Annotated in this window: 23 protein-coding genes and 1 riboswitch; of the genes, 14 read left to right on the top strand and 9 right to left on the bottom strand. The window is 50.0% G+C overall.

All coding sequences use genetic code 11. The annotated features are described in order from the left end of the window. Nucleotides 1–218: 218 nt before the first annotated feature. Nucleotides 219–1,424, top strand: coding sequence for a GGDEF domain-containing protein (locus G465_RS0107145; protein WP_027405267.1), 1,206 nt, complete (start codon nt 219–221; stop codon nt 1,422–1,424). Here the strand turns inward: G465_RS0107145 and G465_RS13900 are convergent. Beyond that, nucleotides 1,403–4,108: a response regulator gene (locus G465_RS13900; protein WP_162138819.1), complete on the bottom strand. Its 2,706-nt coding sequence runs from the start codon at nt 4,106–4,108 to the stop codon at nt 1,403–1,405. The genes G465_RS0107145 and G465_RS13900 overlap by 22 nt on opposite strands. A gap of 209 nt (nt 4,109–4,317) precedes the next feature. On the opposite strand from G465_RS13900, the gene asd reads away from it, so the two are divergent. From asd to G465_RS0107180, 6 genes are all read left to right on the top strand, one after another. Next, on the top strand, nt 4,318–5,175 hold the full coding sequence (gene asd, locus G465_RS0107155) for an archaetidylserine decarboxylase (RefSeq protein ID WP_027405268.1): 858 nt from the start codon (nt 4,318–4,320) through the stop codon (nt 5,173–5,175). A gap of 118 nt (nt 5,176–5,293) precedes the next feature. Further along, nucleotides 5,294–5,806: a methylated-DNA--[protein]-cysteine S-methyltransferase gene (locus tag G465_RS13905; RefSeq protein WP_022653805.1), complete on the top strand. Its 513-nt coding sequence runs from the start codon at nt 5,294–5,296 to the stop codon at nt 5,804–5,806. Between the two features lie 174 nt (nt 5,807–5,980). Then, nucleotides 5,981–7,411: a circularly permuted type 2 ATP-grasp protein gene (locus G465_RS0107165; protein WP_022653806.1), complete on the top strand. Its 1,431-nt coding sequence runs from the start codon at nt 5,981–5,983 to the stop codon at nt 7,409–7,411. Nucleotides 7,412–7,414: 3 nt separating this feature from the next. Further along, nucleotides 7,415–8,341: an alpha-E domain-containing protein gene (locus G465_RS0107170; protein WP_022653807.1), complete on the top strand. Its 927-nt coding sequence runs from the start codon at nt 7,415–7,417 to the stop codon at nt 8,339–8,341. Beyond that, nucleotides 8,341–9,135 carry a transglutaminase family protein gene (locus G465_RS0107175; protein WP_022653808.1) on the top strand — a complete coding sequence of 265 codons (795 nt, stop codon included), beginning with the start codon at nt 8,341–8,343 and terminating at the stop codon, nt 9,133–9,135. Before G465_RS0107170 ends, G465_RS0107175 begins: the two co-directional genes overlap by 1 nt. 30 nt (nt 9,136–9,165) lie before the next feature. Continuing rightward, nucleotides 9,166–9,921, top strand: a complete 756-nt coding sequence (locus G465_RS0107180) for a proteasome-type protease (RefSeq protein WP_022653809.1) — start codon at nt 9,166–9,168, stop codon at nt 9,919–9,921. Here the strand turns inward: G465_RS0107180 and ung are convergent. The 3 genes from ung to G465_RS0107195 all read right to left on the bottom strand — a co-directional run bounded on the left by ung (nt 9,918) and on the right by G465_RS0107195 (nt 11,657). Then, on the bottom strand, nt 9,918–10,613 hold the full coding sequence (ung, locus tag G465_RS0107185; RefSeq protein WP_022653810.1) for a uracil-DNA glycosylase: 696 nt from the start codon (nt 10,611–10,613) through the stop codon (nt 9,918–9,920). The genes G465_RS0107180 and ung overlap by 4 nt on opposite strands. 67 nt (nt 10,614–10,680) lie before the next feature. Then, nucleotides 10,681–11,004 (bottom strand): rhodanese-like domain-containing protein, encoded by a 324-nt coding sequence (locus tag G465_RS0107190; protein ID WP_022653811.1) that lies wholly within the window; start codon nt 11,002–11,004, stop codon nt 10,681–10,683. Beyond that, nucleotides 11,004–11,657, bottom strand: a complete 654-nt coding sequence (locus G465_RS0107195) for a protein-L-isoaspartate O-methyltransferase family protein (protein ID WP_022653812.1) — start codon at nt 11,655–11,657, stop codon at nt 11,004–11,006. The genes G465_RS0107190 and G465_RS0107195 overlap by 1 nt, the downstream gene beginning before the upstream one ends. A 165-nt stretch (nt 11,658–11,822) precedes the next feature. Here G465_RS0107195 and G465_RS0107200 point away from each other — a divergent pair, with 165 nt between their 5' ends. Together G465_RS0107200 and G465_RS0107205 are read left to right on the top strand one after the other, a co-directional pair. Continuing rightward, on the top strand, nt 11,823–12,107 hold the full coding sequence (locus tag G465_RS0107200) for a type II toxin-antitoxin system TacA family antitoxin (RefSeq protein ID WP_022653813.1): 285 nt from the start codon (nt 11,823–11,825) through the stop codon (nt 12,105–12,107). Continuing rightward, nucleotides 12,104–12,601, top strand: a complete 498-nt coding sequence (locus G465_RS0107205; RefSeq protein ID WP_022653814.1) for a GNAT family N-acetyltransferase — start codon at nt 12,104–12,106, stop codon at nt 12,599–12,601. The genes G465_RS0107200 and G465_RS0107205 overlap by 4 nt, the downstream gene beginning before the upstream one ends. A gap of 9 nt (nt 12,602–12,610) precedes the next feature. Here G465_RS0107205 and G465_RS0107210 read toward each other — a convergent pair whose 3' ends face one another. Further along, complete coding sequence (locus G465_RS0107210) at nt 12,611–13,072, bottom strand: RrF2 family transcriptional regulator (protein WP_022653815.1); 462 nt, start codon at nt 13,070–13,072, stop codon at nt 12,611–12,613. Between the two features lie 60 nt (nt 13,073–13,132). After that, on the bottom strand, nt 13,133–14,338 hold the full coding sequence (gene hmpA, locus G465_RS0107215) for an NO-inducible flavohemoprotein (RefSeq protein ID WP_022653816.1): 1,206 nt from the start codon (nt 14,336–14,338) through the stop codon (nt 13,133–13,135). A 198-nt stretch (nt 14,339–14,536) separates the two neighbouring features. After that, nucleotides 14,537–14,639, top strand: a riboswitch (TPP riboswitch). 67 nt (nt 14,640–14,706) lie between these two features. Between hmpA and thiC the strand changes: the two genes are divergently transcribed. The 5 genes from thiC (at nt 14,707) to G465_RS0107240 (ending at nt 19,396) form a co-directional block, all read left to right on the top strand. Then, a complete protein-coding gene (gene thiC / locus G465_RS0107220) occupies nt 14,707–16,617 on the top strand; it encodes a phosphomethylpyrimidine synthase ThiC (RefSeq protein WP_022653817.1) in 1,911 nt (636 codons plus the stop codon). Nucleotides 16,618–17,000: 383 nt separating this feature from the next. Further along, on the top strand, nt 17,001–17,549 hold the full coding sequence (locus G465_RS15065; protein ID WP_022653818.1) for a hypothetical protein: 549 nt from the start codon (nt 17,001–17,003) through the stop codon (nt 17,547–17,549). 5 nt (nt 17,550–17,554) lie between these two features. Further along, nucleotides 17,555–17,797, top strand: coding sequence for a hypothetical protein (locus G465_RS0107230; RefSeq protein WP_022653819.1), 243 nt, complete (start codon nt 17,555–17,557; stop codon nt 17,795–17,797). Further along, the gene (locus tag G465_RS0107235; RefSeq protein ID WP_022653820.1) at nt 17,794–18,192 is read left to right on the top strand and encodes a protein-export chaperone SecB; all 399 of its coding nucleotides are present in this window, start codon (nt 17,794–17,796) and stop codon (nt 18,190–18,192) included. Before G465_RS0107230 ends, G465_RS0107235 begins: the two co-directional genes overlap by 4 nt. 376 nt (nt 18,193–18,568) lie before the next feature. Continuing rightward, entirely contained in the window at nt 18,569–19,396 is an 828-nt protein-coding gene (locus tag G465_RS0107240) for a DUF2971 domain-containing protein (RefSeq protein WP_022653821.1), read from the top strand. A 40-nt stretch (nt 19,397–19,436) separates the two neighbouring features. Here the strand turns inward: G465_RS0107240 and G465_RS13915 are convergent, their stop codons facing one another. From G465_RS13915 to G465_RS0107255, 3 genes are read right to left on the bottom strand one after another with little or no spacing between them, the layout of a single operon-like run. Next, nucleotides 19,437–20,624, bottom strand: a complete 1,188-nt coding sequence (locus G465_RS13915) for a restriction endonuclease subunit S (protein ID WP_022653822.1) — start codon at nt 20,622–20,624, stop codon at nt 19,437–19,439. After that, nucleotides 20,621–22,285, bottom strand: a complete 1,665-nt coding sequence (locus G465_RS0107250) for a type I restriction-modification system subunit M (protein WP_022653823.1) — start codon at nt 22,283–22,285, stop codon at nt 20,621–20,623. The genes G465_RS13915 and G465_RS0107250 overlap by 4 nt, the downstream gene beginning before the upstream one ends. A 15-nt stretch (nt 22,286–22,300) precedes the next feature. Next, nucleotides 22,301–25,105, bottom strand: coding sequence for a type I restriction endonuclease subunit R (locus G465_RS0107255; protein WP_022653824.1), 2,805 nt, complete (start codon nt 25,103–25,105; stop codon nt 22,301–22,303). Nucleotides 25,106–25,328: the final 223 nt, after the last annotated feature.

The raw sequence follows: 25,328 nt of genomic DNA on the forward strand, positions 1-25,328 counted from the left end.
TGCGGTGCAGTACACGACCGCGACACCAATGCGGCAAAAAACATTCTCGCGGCGGGACTTCGCCGTCTTGCAGAAGGAATCCCCGCTCTTTAGGGCGGGGAGGAAGTCAATAAATCTTTGCGATTCAGAACTGATAGGGCTGCTGTCTGTCTAGAATCAACACTTTTTCACGCTTGCTCGCGCTATGATGCGCACTTTGCTTAAATTCGGACTGTTTAATGACAAAGTTCTGGAAAAGCATGGTGCAATATCTCACCTTGCCTGCGCGGTTGGATAAGGCGTTTATCTTGTCCCTGTTGGTACCTTTTGGCCGACCGATGCACCTGCGCCGCCATGCGGCATCGGTCATTCTCGACCGCGTGCAGTTGATTGCTGCCCTCTTTGCTGTGTTAGTGCCGTTGGGGGCGGTGATTGACTTATTGGTATTTCCCGCGCCGTTAGCATGGCAGTTGGTGGGGTTGCGCTTTGCCTCGGCGTTTGCCTTTTTTCTATTAGCAAAAAAGCGCGAGTTATCATCAAAACACCCATATCGACAGGCAATGGTGAGTTTATTGGCCTTGTTGATGATTCCCCCTTTGTTCCACCTATGCTCGGCTGATGCGTTGGCGGCGGCGAGTGTGACGCAAACACAATTGCTCGTGGCCGAGCTATACGCCTATTTGCCCACGGTGGTGTTGGGCGGTTTGGCGATTTTCCCATTAACCGCGCTAGAAACTTTGTTGCTATCGATTCCTGTGATTGCCACCGGCAGTATCAGTTTGCTGTTTGCTGAGCAACATTTGTCATTGCAACAACATGGCGGGACGTTGTGGTTTATGTCGATGATGTTGGGCGTGGCGGTGTTTTCTGGTATGAGCCAGTGCCACTACATGGCCAGTTTGGTATTAAAAGCGATGCACGACCCACTGACGGGGGCATTTACTCGGCAATCGGGAGAAGAAGCATTAAACCTGTTGTTTCGCTTAAATGCGATGGCAGAGAAACCCTTAACCGTGGCGTTTTTTGACCTCGATCGTTTTAAGAGTGTGAACGATACATGGGGACACGAAGCGGGGGACCGTTGCTTATGTGCCTTGGTGAATTCGTTGCGGCAGGGCTTACGGCGCAGTGATTTATTGGTGCGTTGGGGCGGTGAGGAATTTATTGCACTACTGCCAGATACCCCAAGCGAAAACGTACCTGCCTTATTACAGCGTTTGCGTGAAAAAGGGTTTGGTTTGCGTCCCGATGGACAACCTTTAACAGCTTCGATTGGCATTGCTGACAGCCACGAAGCGGGCATTGAATCGTGGAAGCAGTTGATCGAACTCGCCGACCAGCGGATGTATCAAGCGAAGTCCGCCGGTCGTGATCGGGTGGTGAGTGCGCAAGCCACCGTGTCGTTAACACCGGCAGCTGAGGTTCAACGCGCAGCAGAAACGTGATGTTGCAGTTTCTCTGCTAGCTCTGCTTGCTTAATCGGTTTCGATAGATAGTCGTTCATCCCTGCCGCTAAGCAATGTTCACGGTCGCTTTCCATCGCATTGGCCGTCATAGCGATAATCGGCAAGGCGGTGAGCCCGTGTTGTTGTTCATAGCGGCGAATCTCGCCAGTGGCGGCAATTCCATCCATCACCGGCATCTGCATATCCATTAACACCAACTGATAGCGGTTGTGGCCGGCGGTGATCATCTCGACCGCCTGTTGCCCGTTTTCAGCCAAGCTGACTTGATGGCCCCATTTTTGCAAAATCAGCGTTGCTAATTTTTGATTGACTGGATTATCTTCCACTAACAAAACGTGTAAACCCGTGCTGGTCTCGGTCGCTTCAGGTTTCGGCGCTGGCGCAGTTTTGACGACAGTCGCTGTATTGGTTTGCGTGTTTAAGGCGTGCAGCATTGCCTGTTGCAAATCATGGTCGGTGATCGGCTTGGTGTAATGGCCTTGTAAATTGAGTTCGCGACAGCGTTCGCTATCGTTACCGAGCGGGCCCGAGGACAACATTAAGATCGGCAAGGATTGGAATGAGGCTTGGGCACGAATCCACGCCGCAAGAGTAAAACCATCCATGTCAGGCATGTGCACATCAAGCAATACCAAATCGGGCATCGGTTGTTGTTGCAGCCATGTCTGTGCGAATGTGGCGTGGGCAACGGCATCGGGTTGTAGCTGCCACCGTTGTAACTGGCGCAGGAAAATTTCACGGTTGACCGCATTATCATCAACGATTAACACCCGCTTACCATGCAATTGGCTTAAATCATGATGCGGCGGATCGAATGCACAATGTTGCAACGGCAGGCTAAAGCTAAAGGTGCTGCCCACACCGATTTCGCTGCTGACCTGCATCTCACCACCCATCAACCGCACTAATTGTTGGGTGATGCTAAGACCCAGCCCAGTGCCGCCATATTTGCGAGTAATCGAGTTGTCGGCTTGTGAGAAAGCTTCAAAAATCGTCGCCAATTTTTCAGCAGCAATGCCAATCCCACTATCACACACGGCAAATTGCAGTACGCTGCTTTTTGCTTCATGGCTAAGGGTTTGCAGGCGCAGCACGATTTGCCCACGCTCGGTGAATTTAATCGCATTACCCACGAGGTTAATCAAAATCTGCCGTAGGCGAACGGGATCACCTTGTACTTGATCGGGGACGTCGTCGCCGATTTCACACAAAATCTCCAGCCCTTTTTCATGGGCACGCAGGGTCAAGGGACGTAGGGCATCAATCAGGGTTTGTCGTAGGCGGAACGGGACTTGCTCGATTTCGAGTTTACCAGCCTCGATTTTTGAGAAATCGAGAATGTCATTGAGAATGGCTAATAGGGCTTCGGCAGAGGATTTCACAATCCCAATATATTCATCCCGTTCTGTTTCACTACGGGTGTCTAAGGCCAATTCGCTCATACCAATAATGCCATTCATCGGGGTGCGGATTTCGTGGCTCATATTAGCCAGAAAATCGCTTTTAGCACGGTTGGCGGCTTCAGCGGCGTCTTTGGCGAGTTGCAACGCTTGTTCGGTGCGTTTGCGTTCTGAAATATCGGTACGAATACCGATGTATTGATAAGGCTGTCCCGATTCATCGACAAAGGGGACGATGGTGGCATTGACCCAATAATAGCTGCCATCTTTACGGCGATTGCAAATTTCTCCCGTCCACACTTTTCCTGCCATTACGGTTTGCCATAGTTGGCTAAAAAATGCTTCTGAGTGGAGACCAGAGTTCACCACGCGGTGATTTTTTCCAATCAATTCTTCACGGTTATAGCCACTGATATCGCAGAATTTATCATTGGCATAGGTGATATTGCCTGCTTGGTCAGCCATGCTAACGATCGCATGTTGGTCGAGGGCAAAGAGTTGTTGACTGAGTTTGCGTTGTGTATCGCGCAGTTGGCGGTTGGAGTTTTCTGATGCCAAGGCGGTTTGGTGGAGACCGCGCAGTGTCAGCCACAGTAATAAAACCGTGCTGAGAATAAGACCTGCGCTGATATAAGCTGCATGTTGTAACCCTGTTTCAAGGGCGGAGGAAGAAAGCGGTCGCCGAATTTCCACTACACCGCGCACATCTCCCACTTTCCAATCGGTTTTTGGGGAACCCGGATAGCTGTTGTGGCAAGCAACACAGTTGGCTTTCATGCGATCGGCGGTGGCATAGCGCAGGGTTTTGATACCGTTGAGTATGTCCACTTTGACATAGGGTTGATCGGGGGCGCTTTCGATAGCGGTTAAAGCCTGTTGTTGAAACTGATCCAGTTTGCGGTTGGCTTGTCGCCACGGGAAAGGATGGGCGCTAAACATCTCGACCGCGAACCCTTGTTTTTGATTGCTGAGATATTCGCCGAAATCGAGGGTAAAGGTCGCTGGTAGCGGTAGAGCATGGGGTTGGTTTTTGTAGTCGTGGGTGATGCTAAGACCGGCATCTTTGGCACGCGGCACAATCTCGGCGCTATAGAAGTTGCGGAATTGTGTGACTGAATGAGAAAACGCAGCTGCATCGCTGGTGGCTGTACGCAGCTCATGTTCGTGTAGTTGTTCTGATAAGTACCATAACACCCCACCGGCACCAAAAGTGAGAAGAATGCCGAGGGCTGGGAGAAGCAATCGGTATCGTTGCTGTGACAAAATTCCTCTCCTCAAAAGCATGACCATCGTGATGGTTTGAGCAGTTTGGTTGGATTGATGAGATGGAATGACTGACTTGGTTAAGGCCGAGTGTCAAAAATTGGCTGGGATTTTAACAGTTTTAACATTAAATCGTGGCGTCTCTGGTACCGCATACAACAAAAGAAACTGGTTATAATCGCCGCCTGCTTAATTGTTAGGTGTCCTCCGTGTCCGATCGACTTGCTGTTCTTCCCCAATATCTGTTACCAAAACGAGCGTTGACGGTATTTGCTGGCCGTATTGCTGCTGCCGAAGCAGGTCATCTGACAACTGCCTTGATTCGTTGGTTTGTGCAGCGTTATCAGGTCAATATGAACGAAGCTGCCAATCCTGATATTGCCAGCTACCAGAGTTTTAATGCTTTCTTCACGCGCCCCTTAAAAGTGGGAGCGCGACCGTTGGCTAAAGCCGATTTTATTTCGCCAGTGGATGGTGCGATTAGCCAGCTTGGGCCGATTGAACAAGACCAAATTTTTCAGGCGAAGGGGCATCATTACTCTACTACGGCTTTATTAGGTGGTGATGTGTCGTTGGCTGCGCAGTTTCAGCATGGCGCGTTTGCAACGCTCTATCTCAGTCCGCGTGATTACCATCGAATCCATATGCCCTGTGCTGGCCGTTTGCGCAGCATGACCTATATCCCAGGGGACTTATTTTCGGTTAATCCCACCACTGCACGTGGCGTGCCCGGACTGTTTGCGCGTAATGAACGGGTGGTATGTGTGTTTGATGGTGAGTTTGGCCCATTTGTATTGGTGTTGGTTGGGGCAACGATTGTCGGCAGTATGGCGACGGTGTGGCACGGTGTGGTGAATCCACCGCGTTTGGGTGAGATCAAAATTTGGCATTACCAAGGGAAAGACGCCGTTGATCTCGCGCAAGGGGCCGAGATGGGCCGCTTTTTGTTAGGCTCAACTGTGGTCATGCTCTTCCCGAAACATACCCTGCAATTCAATCCCACTTGGCAAGCCACCCGCCCGATTCAGATGGGTGAAGCGATGGCAAGTCGTGTGCTTTCCTCTTAGTACCCACCACTTTTAATTTGGTGGCTTTATATTTGTTTTGGGTGGATGCACTACGTTTATCCACCCTGCTATTCACTTTCCGCACATAAGGTTAAATACTTTAATCATGGGGGAAATGATGATTCATTTTGCTGTAGGTGAGTCGGATTTGGGTATGGTTGCCGTGGCAGCGAGTGCGAATGGGGTTTGTGCCATTGTGTTGGGGGAGGATCGGGGGCAGCTTATCAATGAGCTACAACACTACTTTCCAACAGCAATGCTGATTGCAGGAGATAAGACCTGCGAACGCTGGTTAGCCGAGGTGGTTCGTTTTGTTGCAACACCGACTATCAGGCTGGATTTGCCGCTTGATATTCAAGGCACTGCATTTCAACAACGTGTGTGGCAAGCCTTGTGTGAAATTCCTGTCGGCGAAACAGCAAGCTATACCGAAATCGCCCAACGCATTGGCGCGCCCAAGTCCGTACGTGCGGTAGCTGGCGCGTGCGCTGCCAATAAACTGGCACTCGCCATCCCCTGCCATCGTGTCATTCGTCAAGATGGCAACTTATCGGGCTACCGTTGGGGCATCGAGCGTAAACAGGCGCTGTTAATGCGAGAGAAAAACTCGCTACTACACAACCAGTATTAACCTGCTGACTCGACGTCATGCACCACATTGCACACCATGTGCATAATCAGTGCGTGGTTGGGCGCGGTATTGGGGCAGAAGGGATGCACTGCTGGCACTAAAGTGCTGAAAAACGGGGCGAAACCGTTGGCATGATCTTTGCGACTACAGCAAAGACAGCCTTGGAGAGCCAATATGCATGCCCTGACCCTACCGGATGCGCGCCACCACGACGAGATGCTGCTCGCCAGCGGTGCCGTTCGCCCGCATTATCAACAGTTTGCTGAATGGCTACATTCACAAACGCCTGCCCAACTGGCAGAAAAACGCCGTGCTGCTGATCTATTGTTTCACCGTGTCGGTATCACCTTTGCGGTGAGTGGTGATGAATCGGGGGCGGAGCGTTTAATTCCCTTCGATACCATCCCGCGTATTGTCCCCGCGACAGAATGGCAGATGTTAGAAGCCGGTATGAAACAACGGGTAACCGCGCTCAATGCCTTCTTACACGACATCTACCACGACCACGCCATTGTCCGCGCTGGTTTAATCCCCGCCGAACAAGTCTTTACCAACAGCCAATACCAACCCGCCATGCAGGGGCTCGATTTACCGCATCGAGTGTATGCCCATATCACCGGTGTTGACGTGATTCGCCATGCCGATGGCCAATATTACGTCTTGGAAGACAACCTGCGCGTGCCGTCGGGGGTGTCGTATATGTTGGAAAACCGCAAGATGATGATGCGGTTATTCCCAGAATTGTTTACCCGTCATGCCGTGGCACCGGTTGAGCATTATCCGACGCTACTGTTGGACACCTTGCGCCGCGCCACTCCCAAAGACAACCCCACCGTGGTGGTGCTCACCCCTGGGCCTTATAACAGCGCCTACTTTGAACATGCCTTCCTCGCCCAACAAATGGGCGTGGAATTGGTCGAGGGACGCGATCTGTTTGTGAAAGACGACCATGTCTTTATGCGTACCACCGTGGGGCCGGTAGCGGTCGATGTGATTTATCGCCGGATTGATGATGCCTTCCTCGATCCGTTGGCATTCCACCCCGATTCGATGTTAGGCGTGCCCGGTTTATTGTCGGTCTATCGCAAGGGCAATATCGTTCTGGCCAATGCTATCGGCACTGGGGTGGCGGATGATAAGTCGATCTACCCTTATGTGCCGGACATGATTCGCTTCTATCTTGACGAAGAACCGATCTTACAAAATGTCCCGACATGGCAATGCCGTAAACCACAAGACTTAAGCCATGTTTTGGCCAATCTCGGCGAATTGGTGGTGAAAGAAGTGCATGGTGCCGGTGGTTACGGCATGTTAGTCGGGCCTGCGGCGACACAAGCTGAAATCGAAGCCTTCCGCGCCCGTGTGCAAGCCAATCCAAGCAACTACATTGCCCAACCCACCCTCGCCTTGTCGAGCTGCCCCACATTTGTTGAATCGGGCATTGCGCCACGCCACATCGATTTACGGCCATTTGTTTTGTCCACCGGCCAAGAAGTCAGAATGGTGGCAGGAGGATTAACACGCGTGGCACTGAAAGCTGGCTCGCTGGTGGTGAATTCCTCGCAAGGGGGCGGTACCAAAGACACTTGGGTAATGGAGGGTTAAATCATGATGCTATCGCGCACCGCCGACCAGTTATTTTGGATGTCGCGCTCATTAGAACGGGCAGAAAACCTCGCTCGTTTATTAGATGTCAGCTATCGCCTAGCATTGATGCCACAGGCACGCGGTGACAAAGTCGAACTGGCCGTGCCGATGTTGCTCACCGGTACTTTAGACAGTTTCCATCAGCGTTATCCACAGCTCACACCAGAAAACATGCTGAATTTTATGGTGTTCGATAGCAGCAATCCGGCCAGTATTCTTGGTTGTTTGAAAAATGCGCGTGATAACGCCCATGCTGTGCGCGGCACCATCAGTGCTGAAATGTGGGAGGCCGTTAACGCCACATGGCTCGAAGCCCGCGACCGCGCCTCGCGTCGCCATGCCTATTCTGATTTCTTCGACTGGGTGAAAGAACGCTCCCATCTTTTCCGTGGTGCGACTTATGGCACATTGCTCCGCAATGATGCGTATTACTTTATCCGTCTTGGCACTTTCGTTGAACGGGCCGATAACACCGCCCGCCTGTTGGATGTCAAAAGTCATTTGATGTCACCTGCTATCGAAGATAGCGCACCGGATTACTACGCTTGGAGTGCCTTATTACATACCTTGTCTGCCTTTGAAGCCTATCGCGCTATCTACCGCGACAGCATCAGTGCGCGGCGGGTAATTGAGTTGCTTGTTCTACAACCCGATGTACCGCGCAGTTTGTGTGCGTGTGCAGTGGAAATTCGCTCAATTTTGGACCACATCCAAGGCGAAACCGGCCGCCCAGCAAAACGATTGGCAGCCAAATTAGTGGCTGGGTTGGAGTATGGCAGCCTCGACGACATCCTCGAACAGGGCTTGCACGCCTATCTGTCGCGTTTCTTGGCGGATGTGCATGGTTTAGGCGAGGCCATTCACCGCGCTTATCTGGAGGCAGCATAATGAAGTTAGAAATTCGACACGAAACCGTCTATCGCTATGACGTGCATGCCCATCACAGCACACAATATCTGCGCCTGACACCGCCGAGCACCGATCATCAACGCGTTGTGGAATGGCAATTAAACCTCCCTGGTAAAGCCAGCAGTGGCGTAGATGCGTTTGGCAATATCTTTCATGTGCTGACCTTAGACCATCCCCATGACGAAATTCATCTGATTGCCTGTGGTGTGGTCGAAACCACCGATCAGCCGTGGCAACAAAGTGCAGGTTTACTGTCGCCGTTGGTGTTTTTACGGACCACGCCTCTGACCGAATGTGATCACGCTTTACGACAATTTGCCCAACCGTTTGCCGCCGCCATCGCTACCGACCCAACCACTGGCTTGCAACAGTTGGCAGCGGCTATTCTTGATGCCATGCCATACCGTAAAGGTGAAACCGTTTCTGATACACCAGCGGCGATGGCTTTTGCTCAAGGGGCAGGGGTGTGCCAAGATCATAGCCATGTCTTTATTGCTTGCTGCCGCCACTTGGGGATTCCTGCCCGCTATGTCAGTGGTTATTTAGTTACCGATGATGAGGGGCATGTGGCGAGTCATGCGTGGGCGGAAGCATGGTTTGCTGAGGCGTGGCATGGTTTTGATATTAGCAACGCGATGACCCCAGACGGCCATCATCTCACCTTGGCCGTTGGGCTAGACTATTTAGATGCGTGTCCGGTGCGCGGCGTCCGGCATGGCGGCGGTGGTGAAGAACTACATGCCCGCGCCGAGATTCGTGTGATTGAAGAATAACCCGCTGTTGAACCTAAGAGATCACATTACATGACTTATTGTGTTGCCCTACGTTTAAACGAGGGTTTGGTATTTGCCTCTGATTCCCGCACCAATGCAGGGGTCGATCATGTGGCGACATTTCGTAAAATGCACCGCTTTGCCCAAGCCGGTGAACGGCAAATTGTGTTGTTAAATTCGGGTAACTTAGCGACAACACAGTCGGTCATCAGTATGTTGCGTAGTCGCTGCCAACATGACGCACCCCATCTACTCAATGTGCCGTCGCTATACGATGCGGCGGTGCAAGTGGGGCAGATTTTGCGGGAGGTCATTGCCCGCGATAGCGTTGGCGGCAGTGGGGTAGATTATGGCGCCCATTTTTTAGTGGGTGGTCAGATTGCAGGTGAGCGTGCGCGCTTATTCCATGTCTATCCACAGGGCAACTTTATCGAGGCCACGGAAGACACCCCCTATTTCCAAATTGGCGAATCAAAATACGGCAAACCGATTTTAGATCGGGTGTTAGATACAGCAACACCGTTAGAAGATGCGGTGAAATGTGTGCTGATTTCTTTCGACTCCACCATTCGCTCGAATCTGTCAGTCGGTTTGCCGATTGATCTATTTACCCTGCACGAAGGTGATCTCCACCCAGCCGCACCACGGCGAATTGATGAACGGGATGTCTATTTCCAAAGCCTACGCCGTGCTTGGGGGCAAGGGTTACGCCGTGTTTTTGCGCGCTTGCCACCGGCACCAACCAGTGGCATCGGAACCGAGCGCGACGAGAAACCGGGTCATTAAACCGTTGTTGTTGCCCAATCGATAGCCGTTTGCCCGTGAGAAGTGAGCCATTGATTGGCTTGTGAAAACGGGCGGCTGCCAAAAAAGCCACGATAGGCCGACAGGGGCGAGGGATGCGCAGCGGTCAAGATGACATGGCGGGGTGCAATCTGCCCCGCTTTGTTTTGCGCCCATTTTCCCCACAAGATAAAGACACAGGCTGGGCTGTGTTGGTTAACGCTGGTAATGATCGCATCGCTGATGCTGTGCCAACCCAATTTGCCATGACTGCCGGCTTGATCAGCCGCAACTGTCAACACGCTATTTAATAACAACACCCCCTGTGCCGCCCATCCGCTTAACTCACCACTATTTGGGTTGAGCACATCCAGATCACTCTGTAATTCACGATAAATATTACGCAGGGAAGGCGGTAACTTGATGCCGGCATTCACAGAAAATGCTAGGCCATTGGCTTCGCCAGCACCGTGATAGGGGTCTTGTCCCAAAATCACGACCTTGGTGGCCGCAGGACTGGGCAGGCTGCTGAGTGCGCGAAAAATCGCCGGCGCGGGCGGGTAGATGGTTTCCCCTGCTTGCTGGCGCGCTAACAACGCTGCATCAATCTGTTGCAAGGTTGGGTATACGGCTTGCAGTGCCTGTTGCCAAGCGGGGGAAACGGTATTCCAACTCGGAGCGAGAAAATTCAACATGGGATTGCCACAATAAAAAACGGCAACAGGGTAGCTGTTGCCGTTGTAATGAGATGAGACAAACTGCTTAGTATTTTGCCATCGAGGGGTCAACAATATCCGCCCATGCCGCAACACCACCCGCTAAGCTTGCCACATTCTCAAACCCAGCATGGGCCAAGAAGGCAGCCACTTGATAGCTGCGTACACCGTGGTGGCAAATCACCACCAACGGGACTTCATCGGGAATGTCGTTAAGACGGTTGGGAATCGTCGCCATCGGGATTAAGACACTTTTCGCCAGATGACAGGTTTGAAATTCCCACTCTTCGCGCACATCCAATAAATAGGGCTGTGTGCGTTGTGTGTCTTCAAGCCATTCTGCCAGTTCGGCAACTGAGATTTCACGCATTAGAAAGTGAACTTTTCAGATTGTGGGGCGGCTTGTAAAGCACCGGTACAGGTTTCAAATACGACTGTCTCGCGCCAGCCCTGTTCGCTCTCGCGCACAATCAGCTTTGCTTCCATCAAAGGCGCTTCGCCAATAATGGCAAACAAACGGCCACCGACAGTCAGTTGTTGTTTGAGGGCTTCTGGTAACACAGGTACCGACCCACCTAAAACAATTACATCAAAAGGGGCTTGGTCGGGCAGACCCTGCATCCCATCAGCGACTTTGAGACTGATATTGCGAATACCAGCATGGGCCAGCTTGGTGCGTGCCGACTCAATCATGTTGTCGTCGATATCAACGCTATAAACATGTTGACCGAGGCTGGCCAATAAAGCTGTTAAATAGCCGTTCCCCGTACCAATTTCTAAAATACGGTCTTCTGGGCGTAAGTTCAGTTCTTGGGCAATCCGTGCTTCCACTTTGGGTGCCAGCATCACAGCGCCATTGGCGAGGGGCAATTCCATGTCAACAAAGGCAAGCGCTCTTTGCTCTGCTGGCACAAAATCTTCGCGCTTAATTTGTAACATCAAATCCAGAACGCGCTGATCCAAAACCTCCCACGGGCGGATTTGCTGTTCGACCATATTAAAACGTGCTTTTTCGAAGTCCATGTAACCACCCTGCTTCAAGTGTGTATGACAATGCCGATGGGCGGCGATTATCCCACAATTACCCTGCTTTCACAGCATTAGCAAACTGGTTAGCGTTTTAGAGAATGTTTATACGGCATTGAATTGTACGGCCAATAGCCGTATTATTTACCAAGGAGGACAAAAATGCCTACACCCCGTGTATCTACTGCCCGTCTCGAAGCACGAATTAGCACCGATCTACACGCGATGCTGAAACGTGCAGCGGAGTTACAAGGCCGAACCATGACTGATTTTGTTGTGTCTGTTGTTCAAGAAGCTGCTCAACGGACGATTGAACAAGCAGAGGTCGTTCGCTTATCGTTGGCAGATCAAGAATGTTTTGCACAAGCCATGTTATCGCCAGCCAAACCTAATGCCGCTTTAGAACGCGCTTTTGTTCGTCGCAACCAACTTCTGCGCAACACATGAACAAAGCCCCGTTTCTAGTCAAACCGCTAGATGCATCACACGACCGTAGGACATTCTGTAGCGAGTCGCCACCGTTAGATCATTACTTGAGAGAGCGAGTTACTCAAGATATTCGTCGCCGCGTGGCAGCCTGTTTTGTAGCGGTAACAGACGAACAACGTATCGCTGCCTACTACACCTTGGCATCAGCAAGTTTATTATTGGCTGATCTCCCAATCAGCACAGGCAAAAAATTGCCACGTTATCCCACGGTGCCAGCGGTTCGAATGGGACGCCTAGCGGTCGATCAAGCATTCAAAGGTCAAGGTCTTGGCAGCGCCATGCTAGCTGATGCGCTTGAACGTACTGCTCGTGCTGAGATTGCAGCATTTGCGCTGATGGTGGATGCGAAAGATGAGCGTGCAGCCACTTTTTACCAGCATCACGGCTTTATTGCGCTGCCCGATTTGCCATTAATTCTATTTTTGCCACTGGCGACAGCCCGCTCGGTTTAAGCCAACAAGTTAGCCAACAGCCTGCAGCCAATGCACCACTGTGCCACGCTGTAATTCACTGATGGTCGTTGCCGTTTGGTTTTTCATCACATCGGCTAAGGTATAGCGGTCGAGCTGTTGATAAAACAGATGCAAGGCCTCGTCTAACACCTGCTTCAAAGTACAGCCACTGAACAAAACACAGGGCGGTTGTTGGCAATCGACTAAAGAATCACACTCTTCCAAAGTACGAATAATTGTCCCAAGCCGATAGTGATGTGGTGGGGCAGCTAATGCTAACCCACCGCCTTTACCACGGGTGGTGGCAACCCACTGCAATTGACCAAGCCGATGTACGACTTTAACAAGATGATTACGCGACACATGAAACTGTTCAGCAATTTCACTGATGGTGACGGGCTCGTTGCGTTGACCGATGGCCAAGTACATTAAAACGCGCAACCCGAGATCGGTAAAGTGGGTGATGTGCATAAACGTCTAATCAAAACAACAAGAGCCAGACAGCATGCCTGTTCTGGCTCTTGCTGGCAATTAAACGTGAATACCGCCGGTGCTAAATAGTTCGGCATGGATACGCTGTTTGCTCACGCCTAATTGCTGTAGTGCTGCAATATGCGTTTGCATAAAGCCAACGGGGCCACATAGATAACACTCGGCTTCTACCAAGGGCAAGACGGGGGTTAAGTCGGATAACTGCAGCGGTGCAATTTGCGCCAACTTATTGCCAACGGGCCCTTGGTCATGGAATAGGTGCAACTGCAGATTCGTATGTGTTGCGGCAAGCTGTTGTAAATGCTCACCAAAGGCGAATACCTCGGCACTGCGGCAGGCGTGGATAAAATGAATGGGCCGTGTGCTGTTGAGTGCCAACAGGCGGTTTAAGATGGCTATCATCGGCGTAATACCGACGCCACCACTGATTAACACTACGGGTGCAGTGCTGTCTTCATCGAGAAAGAAATCACCGAAAGGTGGTGCCAAATCGATGATGTCGCCTTCGTGGAAAGCCTCGTGCAGTCGATTAGAAACTTGACCTGCAGGGCTATCGTTGTTGCCAGCTTCACGTTTGACCGAAATGCGGAAATATTCACCATTCGGCGCATCGGATAAGGTGTATTGGCGTGGTTGCACTACATTCCAAGCCGGCACAAAGACGCGAACTGTGGTGTATTGACCAGCGCGATAACGTGGCAAAGCGCCGCCATCGCTGGGCACCAAATAAAACGAGGTGATGTCTGCGCTTTCAACCACTTTACGGCTGATTTTAAATGGCCGCCATCCCGACCAACCGCCTTCTTGGTTAGTGGCATCGTAATAGAGCTGGCTTTCGGCTTGGATAAAAATGTCTGCCAATTTTTGATAGGCAATGCCCCACGCTTCGATTAACTCAGGGCTGGCAGCATCGCCCAACACCTCTTGAATCGACGCTAACAGATGCTTGCCAACAATTGGGTAATGTTCGGCGCGAATCCCCAAACTGGCATGTTTGTGTGCAATTAAATTCACCACCGGTGCTAAGACCGAAGGATCATCAATATTTTCCGCATAGGCCAACACCGAACCGGCCAAGGCCATCGGTTGTTTACCCGTGGCATTGTGGCTGCGGTTAAAAATCTGTAGCAGCTCTGGGTTGTGCTGGAACATCCGCTGGTAAAAATGGGTGGTGAGTGCCACGCCATGTTCGCGCAGCACGGGAATTGTCGCCTTAACCAACTGGTGGACGGTTTGCTGATCCATATTGCCTCTTAAAAGATAGATTAAAAATACATTTTTTGATGCCAAAAAAAGCCGACAGCGCAAAAGGGGCTGACGGCTTGCGCCCCAGTCTAGGGAGAAATGCTTGGTTCGGCAAGCCTTTGCTTGCAATTATTGAGAGATTATCTTAATTTGCTGCGACTTAGCACGAGAGTTGACTTAAATCAAAAAGTGGCTCTCGCTTACCGCTAGGGGTTCTCTGTTCAGAGATGAATAGAGATGAGACATACCCTTTGAACCTGATCCGGTTGATACCGGCGTAGGGAAGCGGAAACCCACTGTGGCCGATAGGCGGCCGTTCTGGCTTCCGCTCCTTGTGCCCTGCTTTGTTCCGCAAGGAGAACACCACCATGAATGCCCCCCATACCACCCCACCTTCAGCCACTGCTGAAGAAATGTCGATTCAACCCTTTCCCAATTCACGCAAAATTTATGTCACCGGCAGTCGGCCTGACATCCAAGTGCCCATGCGTGAAATCACTCAGTTTGATACCCCAAGCCAGTTTGGTGCCGAAAAAAATCCACCGATTTATGTCTATGACACCAGCGGCCCTTACACCGATCCTGCGGTGCAAGTCGATGTCACCAAGGGTTTGGCGCCAGTGCGGGCAAATTGGATTGCCGAGCGCCAAGACACAGAACAATTGGCTGGCCCAACCTCAGAATATGGTCAAAAACGCGCTAATGACGCGACGCTTGATGCGCTGCGTTTTGAATTAACACGCAAACCGCTACGCGCTAAAGCCGGTTGCAATGTGACGCAGATGCACTATGCGCGGCAGGGCATCATTACCCCTGAGATGGAATATATTGCCATTCGCGAAAATCAGCGCCGCAGTGAATATTTGGCTGCGTTGAAAGCGGGTGGGCCTAAGGGCGAAAAAATGGCGGCGATGATGACACGCCAACACCCCGGCCACAGCTTTGGTGCCACTTTGTTAGAAGAGATTACGCCGGAGTTTGTGCGGTCGGAAGTGGCGCGTGGGCGGGCGATTATTCCTGCCAATATCAATCACCCAGAGCTAGAACCGATGATTATTGGTCGCAATTTCCTGACCAAAATCAACGGTAACCTTGGCAACTCGGCGGTGACTTCTTCAATTTCAGAAGAAGTGGAAAAAATGCTGTGGGGTATCCGCTGGGGTGCTGACACCATTATGGATCTCTCCACCGGCAAAAATATCCATGAAACCCGTGAGTGGATTATTCGCAATAGCCCAGTGCCGATTGGGACGGTGCCGATCTATCAGGCATTGGAAAAAGTCGGTGGTAAGGCAGAAGATTTAACCTGGGAAATCTTCAAAGACACCTTGATTGAACAGGCTGAGCAAGGGGTGGATTATTTCACTATCCATGCCGGCGTGTTGTTGCGCTATGTGCCGATGACCGCGAATCGAATGACAGGGATTGTCAGCCGTGGCGGGTCGATCATGGCGAAATGGTGTTTGGCACATCATCAAGAAAACTTCCTGTACACCCATTTTGAAGAAATTTGCCACATTATGAAAGCCTATGATGTGTCGTTTAGCTTGGGCGATGGTTTGCGTCCTGGTTCGGTATGGGATGCCAATGATGAGGCGCAGTTGGGTGAGTTAAAAACCTTGGGTGAACTGACACAGATTGCGTGGAAGCATGATGTGCAAGTGATGATCGAAGGCCCAGGGCATGTGCCGATGCAACTTATTAAAGAAAATATGGACTTGCAGTTGGAATGGTGTGATGAAGCGCCGTTCTATACCTTGGGCCCATTGACCACCGACATTGCCCCTGGTTACGACCACATCACCTCGGCGATTGGCGCGGCACAAATTGGTTGGTATGGCTGTGCCATGTTGTGTTACGTCACCCCGAAAGAGCATCTGGGTTTGCCAAATAAACAGGATGTCCGCGAAGGCATTATTGCGTACAAAATCGCTGCTCACGCTGCCGATTTAGCTAAAGGCCACCCTGGTGCCCAGATTCGCGACAATGCGTTGTCAAAAGCACGTTTTGAGTTCCGCTGGGAAGATCAATTTAATCTCGGCCTCGACCCCGATCGGGCACGCGAATTCCATGACGAAACATTGCCAAAAGACAGTGCCAAAGTGGCGCACTTTTGCTCAATGTGCGGCCCGCATTTCTGCTCAATGAAAATCACGCAAGATGTACGTGATTTTGCAGAAAAACAAGGTTTATCGGAGCAAGAAGCACTGCAAAAAGGCATGGAAGTGAAGTCGATTGAGTTTGTGAAAAGTGGCGAGGCGTTGTACAGCAAAGCCTAATTAAGTGGTTTGGGGCGCACAGGGTGCGCCCTCCCTAGGCTTAGCAAGTGCGATCTGTAATAGTCAAATTTTTTCGGACAGAGAGATAGGTTGTGTCATGGTGTACACTCCTTCGGTGGATTATTAGCCATTTCTATTGCCTGTTTGATATCAGCTTGTTGTGTTGATTTATCGCCGCCTAATATTTACCGGTGTTGGTTTATGTTGGGTTGCCAAATACCGGCAACCCAACATAAACTACGCCAGCTGACACCACATCTAGTTGCTCTCGTCAAATTTTTTTGACTTTGCATGGGAATGTTTTACGTATAAGCATATGCGTATAGCGAAGTTTAAGCTAAATTGATATAAGACCGATTCCAACTAAGTAATAAGTCAAAAAAATGTCGATATGTACAGGCTATCACGGTACAAGTGAAGAAAATGCAAAAAGCATTGTTGCGACGAAATTTAGGCTCAGCCAAGAAGGTGATGAATATCTTGGCACTGGTGTTTATTTTTTTGTGGATGGCATTTGTTGTCCAATAACAGCAGGAAAACGGTGGGCAGTATCTAAACATTCGGATGCGCCTAGTGTTGTCAGGGCTGACATACAGCTATCTGGTAGTAACATACTTGACCTTAGAGAAGTCGAACACATTAAAAAGTTTAACGAACTTAAAAAAAATTTTTTCGAAAAATTGGAAAAAGAAGGCATTTTTCTTGTTACCTTTCCGAACAAGAGAAGAAAATGGGATGACAAGTGCAAAATTGCAAACTTTATCATCAATTATGCTGCAATAGATTTAGTAATTAAAGATGAATACTTTCCTGAGGTCGGATCTGATATAGAACGAGCTCAAGGAATACAACTCAAAGTTAGCAACTGTACCATCATGAATGTTGCTAATGAGTCAAAGATTTTAAGTACATCGTTATTGCACTGGGGGTAATAAATATGGCTGATTTCTTGGATGTAGCTCTTGCAAAACTTAGGGATATGCCAAGAGAGGAGTTTTTGGCAAAACTCAAAGAGCACGAGTTTGACTTCATTGACCTTAGGACTCTGGAAGTTTTCTCCGTAGTTCGTTCTAAAAAAGATGGGGTAGTGTTAATCCACTCTTTCATTCCAGAAATTAAAGAGTCTTGTGAAGAATTCTCTGCTAACGACAGTTGGTATCAAATATCTGAAGCGGCATGACCATTATGCAGATAAAGCTAGTAAGAACATTTGCGGAAGAGTTTTCATTAAACCGACTCCAAACTAATTTGGAAACCGACGAAGTGGAATTCACAACCTTTACCGTAGCATCAGCTGAAGCATCGAAAAGATTTTTTATCGGATTCAATCTAGCCCTTAGAGTTGAGGATAAGAATCAGTTTTCCGTCAAATATCTTGCTGAGTTTGAGTGCGACACTGATGTAACTCCAGACATGCTGGAGAAACATGCTTTTGTACAAGTGAATGCACCAGCAATTGCTTATCCGTTCATGCGTGCATTTATAGCAACAATTCTCCTTAATGCTGGATATGAGCCGCCGATGTTACCTGCTGTGAACTTTCAAATGCTGTACAAACAAAGACAGGATGAATAGTAATCAAGGTCTGCTTTATTAAAGAGTGAGCTGTGCGTAATAAATAAAAATATCTAGCCTAGCCCACCACCACATCCACTAGATTGAATCTGCTTTACACATCGAACCGCCTCGCCCTTGATTGGGTGAGGCGTTTTTTTTGGGATGTGATTGGTAATGGGTTTAGCCTAGTAGGGTAGGCACCGTTTGTGCCCACCACATCCGCTAGACTGAACCTCTGCTGTACACAACACCAAACCGATTCGAATGGCTGTGTTTTCATGGTGTATCGTCCGTATACTGTTTGATTCGTTTGGTCGGCACAAAACCGGTGTCTATTACCTGAATTTATAGATTTTCCCCAATTTTTCACGCAAATCAAAAAAGGTGTATTTTTATGCTTTTTAAGTACCTGCCTGTAGATAGGATTGACGTTTTGGAAAATCTACAAATCAGATTTTCTCCACTTCTATCTCTTAATGACCCATTTGAAAGTCAGCCTTTAATTGATATAAAAAATAAAATAGACGAAGTTTTACAACAGCAACTCGAAGATCTTGATAAGATTTGGGACAATACAGCAATAGAAGAAAAAACTCCAGAAAATAGAAAACTTCTTGAAGAAATTAGATCTGAGGCCATAGCCAATGCTTATAGCATAAACAATCCATCTGGTTTGGGAAAAAGGTTAATAGATTTTTTGAACGATAGATTTGGCGTTCTTTGTTTATCAAGAACCGAAGATAACTTATTGATGTGGTCTCATTATACAGATCAAGGCAGAGGTTTAGTAATTGGTTTTGATGAGCAGCATGAGTTTTTTAACCAGCCAACTTTATCGGGTCAAATAAAAAAACCAACACCTGTTATTTATACTAATAAAAGAAGTAAGGTAATACCTAATGAAGAAAAGTATTTTGAGAAACTATTTTGTGAAAAACCACGAGACTGGGCTTATGAGGAAGAGGAAAGATTATTTCGGCTTTATATAAACAAGAAAAATAGCATCGGTAAAGATATTTACGGAATGGATATTATTCTAAGCAATTTACCTAAAGATGCAATTAAGGCAGTATTTGTTGGGTACAATAGTACAGAAGAAACGAAGAAAAAAATTTTCGCGGCTATCAAACAACACGACATTATGTGTAGTGTATTTCAGACTCGCGTTTCATTGAATGAATACAAAATTGAATTTGATGAAATTGCTCCAGAAATAGTTTAGCTGGCGTAGGGTGGGCACGGGTTTGTGCCCACCACATCTGCTACCTGACTTCAATGGAGGTGGCAGGCAAGGCCACCTGCGACAAATCCAGTTCACCATTGAAAGCCTGCTGGCTCAGTGCACCGTAGAGGGCTTCAAGGTCGGTGAGGCTTTGCTGGTAGCGGGATTTGAGGGCTTCGACTTTATCGACGATCACTGCTAATTCATTCTGTAAATCAATTGGTGGGCGATTAAATCCAAAGGCAACCAACGCTTTTCTGTTGATCTTCGGAATGTTCGCCCGATCGGAATTATTCGCGGCGTGGTTCAAGAACGACTTACTAAGAAGCAGGAGCCTCAGAAAATCTCTGTTGAGTAATCCATCGATTGGTCTGATTGGGTAAATATCCGCACTGCAGATTCCTGCAAAATCCGGTTTCGCGACTTTATTCAGATAGGGCCGAATTTTGCTGTATAAAATAAAAGTACTGTCGAACAGGTATTTTCCGCTAATCAAGTTCTCATGTTTTGCTTGCTTTAGTTCGATGAAGTTGCCGCTTTCTGCCTCGATATTGGCACCACCAACATGAAGCATTTCAGAATAGGGCAATTCGCGCGGATCAACTTGGCCACTTTGAATTTCAACACTCTCACCAATCGTCGTTGGCTCCCATCCTTTCTCATTCCGAACTGGATCGCCAAACATCTCCAGAAAAACGCTCTTGAGCAGGTCGTCGAGTTGTTGCAGGTGTTGTTTGCGCTGTGCGATCAGTCCTTCCACTTTGCCGAGCAGATGGGCAATGCGGATTTGGTCGTCGAGGGGCGGGACTGGTATCTCAATTTCGGCCAATGACTTTGAATTGAGTGTCTTGCCCATCACCGCCTGGTTTGAACCGCCATAGGTTGCCGACTGTAATGCGTAGTAGAGAAATTCTGGGTGTAGCTCTTTCTCGTCTTTGATTGCAAAGGCTGCAATTGCTTCATTTGTGAATAGATCACAACCAGCAAATGCCATCTTGCCGATGGTTAGTTTGAAGCTGAAGAGCAAAGTCCCCTTCTTAACGACTTTGCATCGGGCATCTGTGACAGCTCTATCCGTGATTTGCTCTTTTGTCTCTGTAACGATTTTCGAGCTCAGATCCCGAATGGAAACCCAGGGATATCCCTTCCCCCAATAGCTAGGCTCGTTTCTCGATGGAGTTCGGCCAATGGAAATATCCAAGAGTTCAGACAGCTTTTTCTGTCTCATCCCACCATCCCCTTCAATTCCAGCAATTCACGCACGATGCCGCTTTGCACCTTGGCCAGTTCCGCTTCGCCCACATTCCCCACCTCGGCTTGAATCAACCGATCCAGAATCACCCCCGGCGGGTCGTAGTGTACTTCCTCGAAAACATCCTGCTTGTAGCGGGAAAGCGAGAGATCATAGTTGTTCTTCTCGTCGGCAATCTCGCTGCGCGGCACCATGAAACACTTGGCGGTGCGGTCGGTATCGGTCGCTGCATCGCGGGCATGGTATTTGGCAATGATGTCTTGCAGGTCGCCGTATCCTTCCTGCTTGCTGCGTTTGTCGTCCAGCGAATAGCCGTCAGCGGCCATTTCGTAAAACCAGACATGTTCGGTAGCGGGTTGGGTGACTTTGTCTTTTGGTCCCCAAACCTTCGTGAACAGCAGGATGGCGGTGCTGACCCCTGCATAGGGTTTGAACACACCACTGGGCAAGGTTATCACCGCCTTGAGGTCGCAACGCTCTACCAGCATCTGGCGCAGCGTCTTGAATGCCCCGCCGGAGCCAAACAACACACCCTGCGGCACGATCACGCAAGCGGTGCCGCCCTTCTTCAACAGCCGGTAGATGTTTTCGACAAACAGCAGCTCGGTTTTGGTCGTACCCAATTGCAGGTTTTCGTTGATGTCGCCCTTGTCGATACTGCCGGTGAAGGGTGGGTTAGCCATCACGATGTCGTATTCAGACTCCTCGGTGTAGCTTTTGCTGAGGGTGTCCTTGTAGTCGATATGCGGCTCGTCGATGCCGTGCATCATCAAGTTCATCAGACCCAAACGCACCATGGTGCTGTCGATGTCGTAGCCCCATAGCGAACTGGCCAGAATGGCCTGCGCTTTCTCGGTAAGCGCAGCGGCGACGGAGGTACGCACGAAACCATCTTCATCGGGTACGAGGTCTTTGGTTCCCGCCTTGATTGCAAGCTGGGTGACGATGTACTGGTAGGCTCCGAGCAAGAAACCGCCGGAACCGCAGGCAGGATCAGCGATTTTGTGGCCCAGTTGCGGTTGCACCAAGTCGGCCATCAGCTTGATGATATGGCGCGGGGTACGGAACTGGCCGTTTTTGCCGGCGGTGGCGATCTCGGATAGCAGCATTTCATAGACATCGCCTTGAATGTCCTGAAAGGCTTGGCCGTTCTCACGCGAATCACGCTCCATGACTTCGAAGATCTCGTCGATGGTCTTCACTGCCTCCACCAGCAGGGCGGGCTTGGGGATGATAAACACCGCATTTTTCATGTGGTGGGTAAAGTTGGATTCGGCGCTGTTCAGGTCCTTGAGAAAAGGGAACACCTTGCCCTGTACATGCTGCAGCATCTCTTCCGCCTGCATACGCTTGAATTCGCTCCAGCGCAGGGTGCGTTTGTCGATGGCAAATTTTTCAGGCTCTTGCTGGTTGCGGTATTCGGGCGGAATCCAACTGCCTTCGAACTTGGAGATGTAGCTCTCGCCAGTCCATTCAGCATCGGCTTGGCGTTTCTGGTCCAGCTCATCCAGCCGTTTCATGAATAGCAAATAGGTGATCTGCTCAATGGCGGTGAGCGGGTTGCTGATGCCGCCGCTCCAGAATTTGTTCCAGAGCTGGTCGATCTTGCTTTTGAGTTCGGGGTTATTTTGCAGCATGGTGTGCTCTGTTATTTATGCAGCCAACCGTTCGGTCAGCTGCAGGATTTCGTTAATTTCGGTCGGGCTGAATACGCCACGGATGCCTTGCGGGTGGATGACCGTGAAGGGGGCGTTGATTAGGTCTTTCTTTTCTACCTTTTCGCGCTCGATGATGAAGCCCTTCAGCAGATTGAGGAATTCCATTTGCTGGCTGCTGAGCGTGGTGTGGGCGCGGATGAATTGGTCAAAGGCGGCGCTGACTTCATCGGGGAAACTCTTCAGCACTTCAATACCCAAGATGTGGCGGATGAATTGGATGAGGCGCGCTTTGCGGTTCTTGTACACCTGACGCAGCAGGTCTTCGGTGATGTGCGGGTGTTCTTCGTGCAGCAGTTCGGCCAGTTCGTTGGCCTCTTCACCGCTCACTGCCTCGCCGTTCTTGATCTTCTGCAACACCAAGTTGTGGGCGGTCAGTTCGGCAATCAGGTTTTCTACCATTTCGCGGTAGCGGGTGACGCTGACCGCTTCGTGCTGCGGGCCGAATTCTACCCATTCTTTCTTGTGCAGTTCATCGGCCAGATCGAGGTGGGTTTGTTCTTGGCCGCTGCCTCCCTCACGGAATTTCATCAGCGGGCCAAGTTTGGCGACCAGTTCGTCAAAGGCGTCTTGATCCGCCTTGGCCCAGTAGTGGCTGGTCTGCGCGGCGCGGATTAGGACTTCCTCTTGTTTCACGAAGCTGACCGAAAGCGGCAGTTCGCTGATCTGTTCGGCGATGCCTTCCTTGATGGTGTCGGCTTGCTGCTTATCTTCATTTAGCACGGCCAGCGAATATTCAAGCAAGTCGCGCTCGAAGCGCATGGCTTTGAAGTCAGCCTCGGACACCGTACGGAACAGCGGCTTAATTTCAGTGCGCAGGAACTCTAACCGTTCGTGGCTGAGGTTAATCCAGAAGTTGTCATCACACAGCTGCGCTAGCGTAGCGGCGGCTTCCTTGATGACCACTGACTCTTTGGGTAGCGCCGCAATCTGCAGGCGAAGTTTGGAGATTTCCCGCGTAGCGATATCGGCATGGCCGCTGTCATTGGCCTTTTCGATCTTGTCGAGGCGCAGGCCAACCAACCGCACCGGCAGCGGCAACTGGGCTTTCAGTTCCTTACCCTTGGGGTTGAGTTTGAAGTATTCGAAGTTATCCCAGCAGTCGAGGATCAGGAATACATCCTTTTCAAGGCACCAAGGCTTGGGCTTGCTGGTTTCCAACAGGCGTGTGCCGCGTCCAACCATCTGCCAGAACTTGGTGTATGAGTAGACCGGCTTGGCAAACACGAGGTTGACGATTTCGCGCACGTCGATGCCGGTGTCGAGCATATCCACGCTGATGGCGATGCGTGGCATGTCGTTGTTGGTGAACTGATCGAGCAGACCGCCCTTGCCGTAGACACGAGGATCGTCCGATACCAGCACCTTGGCCAGTTCGCCGTTGTACTGCGGGTAGAGTTCGTCGAAGATTTCTTCCATGCGTCGGGCATGTGCCTTGGTAGCGCAGAAAAAGATGGTCTTGCCCGGCAGCACACCGTTGGCATCCTTGATGGATTCTTCCATGAATTCACGGACAATCAGTGTGTTGGTGCCCTTGTTGGTCACCTGCTTTTCAAGCTGGGTACCCTCAAAATTGATGTCCTCAACCTCCTTACCCTGAAGTATCAGCTTCTTCTGATCTTCCAGAGAGATGGTGCGCTTGTTGATACCTTCCATCTGGAACTTGGTCTGAATCTTCATGACTTGGAAGTTACAGAGGTATGGCGGCACGTTGTTCACGGCTTCTTCATAGGTGTAGGCAAACGTGGGAATGCCGTCTTCGCAGTGGAAAAGCTGGAAAGTGTTGTGATCAATAATGTCGGTCGGGGTGGCTGTCAGACCCAGCGTGATAGCTTTGAAGTAGTCGAGTACTTCGCCGAAAGTGTTATAGATGGATCGGTGGCTCTCATCGACGACGATAAAGTCAAAAAAGTGCGGCGACAGGTGCTGCGTGTCGTCCCTGATAATATTGAGCATCGTCGGGTAGGTGGCGACATAGACGCGGCGATCCATGGCGATCACCTTTTCACCCACATTGGGCCAGCGCGGCTCATTGGGCATGTGTTCCTTGAAAGCCGCTAGCGCCTGCTCGCGCAACGCTATGCGGTCCACAAGGAATAGTACTTTCTCGGCGTGGCCAGCACGCATCAGCGCATCAACCATCGCAATGCAGGTTCGCGTCTTGCCGGTGCCGGTAGCCATTACCAGCAGGAAGTCGCGTTTTTTCTGCTCGATGCCTTCGAGTACTGAGCGAATCGCACGGATCTGGTAGTCGCGGCCAGCTATTGATGTATTGATAAATTCTTGCGTTAGTGGTTTGCGATTACGGCGGATGTAGGCAAAACGTTCCAGATCGTCACGCGTAGGAAAACCGACTACCTTGCGGGGTGGTGCATTTTCCAGATCCCAGAAATAGAGGTCGTGGCCGTTGGTGTAGAAACAGAACGGCAGCTCTCCCCCCAACTGTTTCTGGATGTTGTAGCAGTACTGCTTCGCTTGCTCGCGGCCAAGAGCGGCATCGCGGCTGGCTTTTTTGGCTTCGATGACTGCTAGGGGTTTGCCATCTCTCCCCAGAAGGACGTAATCACTGAATTGGTGACCTTCATATGGGGTACGCGGTTCGGTCACGCCTTCGGGTAAGGCAGTGAGAATGTCGAACTCCTCGATAACCTGAGTGGAGTCATTGACGTTCCAGCCAGCCAAGTTGAGCTGTTGATTGATCAGCTCTGAGCGAGTTTGTGCCTCTGATTTGTTCAAATTCATTTATCCGTCACTTGCACCATTTTTTTGGATTTATACCAGAGCTAATTATCTACATGTCAATTTTTTTCGGACAGAGAGATAGGCTGTTTATATTTGTCTCCTAATTTAGCCCCATTTCTGCAACTTTTTGTCTGAAGGAACTATTAGATCATTACCACTTTCTTTTTGTATGCATTGAGCAAGAAACTGTATGACCTAGTTGAGATAGCCGTCTGTTTGCCGA

This window comes from Aquaspirillum serpens DSM 68 (assembly GCF_000420525.1).
Lineage (GTDB): Bacteria > Pseudomonadota > Gammaproteobacteria > Burkholderiales > Aquaspirillaceae > Aquaspirillum > Aquaspirillum serpens.

What these genes read in the sequence shown, in the direction of transcription:
- G465_RS0107145 (WP_027405267.1), top strand. Translation starts at nt 219, where the DNA reads ATGACAAAGTTCTGGAAAAGCATGGTGCAATATCTCACCTTGCCTGCG.
- G465_RS13905 (WP_022653805.1), top strand. Translation starts at nt 5,294, where the DNA reads ATGATTCATTTTGCTGTAGGTGAGTCGGATTTGGGTATGGTTGCCGTG.
- G465_RS0107165 (WP_022653806.1), top strand. Translation starts at nt 5,981, where the DNA reads ATGCATGCCCTGACCCTACCGGATGCGCGCCACCACGACGAGATGCTG.
- G465_RS0107170 (WP_022653807.1), top strand. Translation starts at nt 7,415, where the DNA reads ATGATGCTATCGCGCACCGCCGACCAGTTATTTTGGATGTCGCGCTCA.
- G465_RS0107175 (WP_022653808.1), top strand. Translation starts at nt 8,341, where the DNA reads ATGAAGTTAGAAATTCGACACGAAACCGTCTATCGCTATGACGTGCAT.
- G465_RS0107180 (WP_022653809.1), top strand. Translation starts at nt 9,166, where the DNA reads ATGACTTATTGTGTTGCCCTACGTTTAAACGAGGGTTTGGTATTTGCC.
- ung (WP_022653810.1), bottom strand. Translation starts at nt 10,613, where the DNA reads ATGTTGAATTTTCTCGCTCCGAGTTGGAATACCGTTTCCCCCGCTTGG.
- G465_RS0107190 (WP_022653811.1), bottom strand. Translation starts at nt 11,004, where the DNA reads ATGCGTGAAATCTCAGTTGCCGAACTGGCAGAATGGCTTGAAGACACA.
- G465_RS0107195 (WP_022653812.1), bottom strand. Translation starts at nt 11,657, where the DNA reads ATGGACTTCGAAAAAGCACGTTTTAATATGGTCGAACAGCAAATCCGC.
- G465_RS0107200 (WP_022653813.1), top strand. Translation starts at nt 11,823, where the DNA reads ATGCCTACACCCCGTGTATCTACTGCCCGTCTCGAAGCACGAATTAGC.
- G465_RS0107205 (WP_022653814.1), top strand. Translation starts at nt 12,104, where the DNA reads ATGAACAAAGCCCCGTTTCTAGTCAAACCGCTAGATGCATCACACGAC.
- G465_RS0107210 (WP_022653815.1), bottom strand. Translation starts at nt 13,072, where the DNA reads ATGCACATCACCCACTTTACCGATCTCGGGTTGCGCGTTTTAATGTAC.
- hmpA (WP_022653816.1), bottom strand. Translation starts at nt 14,338, where the DNA reads ATGGATCAGCAAACCGTCCACCAGTTGGTTAAGGCGACAATTCCCGTG.
- thiC (WP_022653817.1), top strand. Translation starts at nt 14,707, where the DNA reads ATGAATGCCCCCCATACCACCCCACCTTCAGCCACTGCTGAAGAAATG.
- G465_RS15065 (WP_022653818.1), top strand. Translation starts at nt 17,001, where the DNA reads ATGTCGATATGTACAGGCTATCACGGTACAAGTGAAGAAAATGCAAAA.
- G465_RS0107230 (WP_022653819.1), top strand. Translation starts at nt 17,555, where the DNA reads ATGGCTGATTTCTTGGATGTAGCTCTTGCAAAACTTAGGGATATGCCA.
- G465_RS0107235 (WP_022653820.1), top strand. Translation starts at nt 17,794, where the DNA reads ATGACCATTATGCAGATAAAGCTAGTAAGAACATTTGCGGAAGAGTTT.
- G465_RS0107240 (WP_022653821.1), top strand. Translation starts at nt 18,569, where the DNA reads ATGCTTTTTAAGTACCTGCCTGTAGATAGGATTGACGTTTTGGAAAAT.
- G465_RS13915 (WP_022653822.1), bottom strand. Translation starts at nt 20,624, where the DNA reads ATGAGACAGAAAAAGCTGTCTGAACTCTTGGATATTTCCATTGGCCGA.
- G465_RS0107250 (WP_022653823.1), bottom strand. Translation starts at nt 22,285, where the DNA reads ATGCTGCAAAATAACCCCGAACTCAAAAGCAAGATCGACCAGCTCTGG.
- G465_RS0107255 (WP_022653824.1), bottom strand. Translation starts at nt 25,105, where the DNA reads ATGAATTTGAACAAATCAGAGGCACAAACTCGCTCAGAGCTGATCAAT.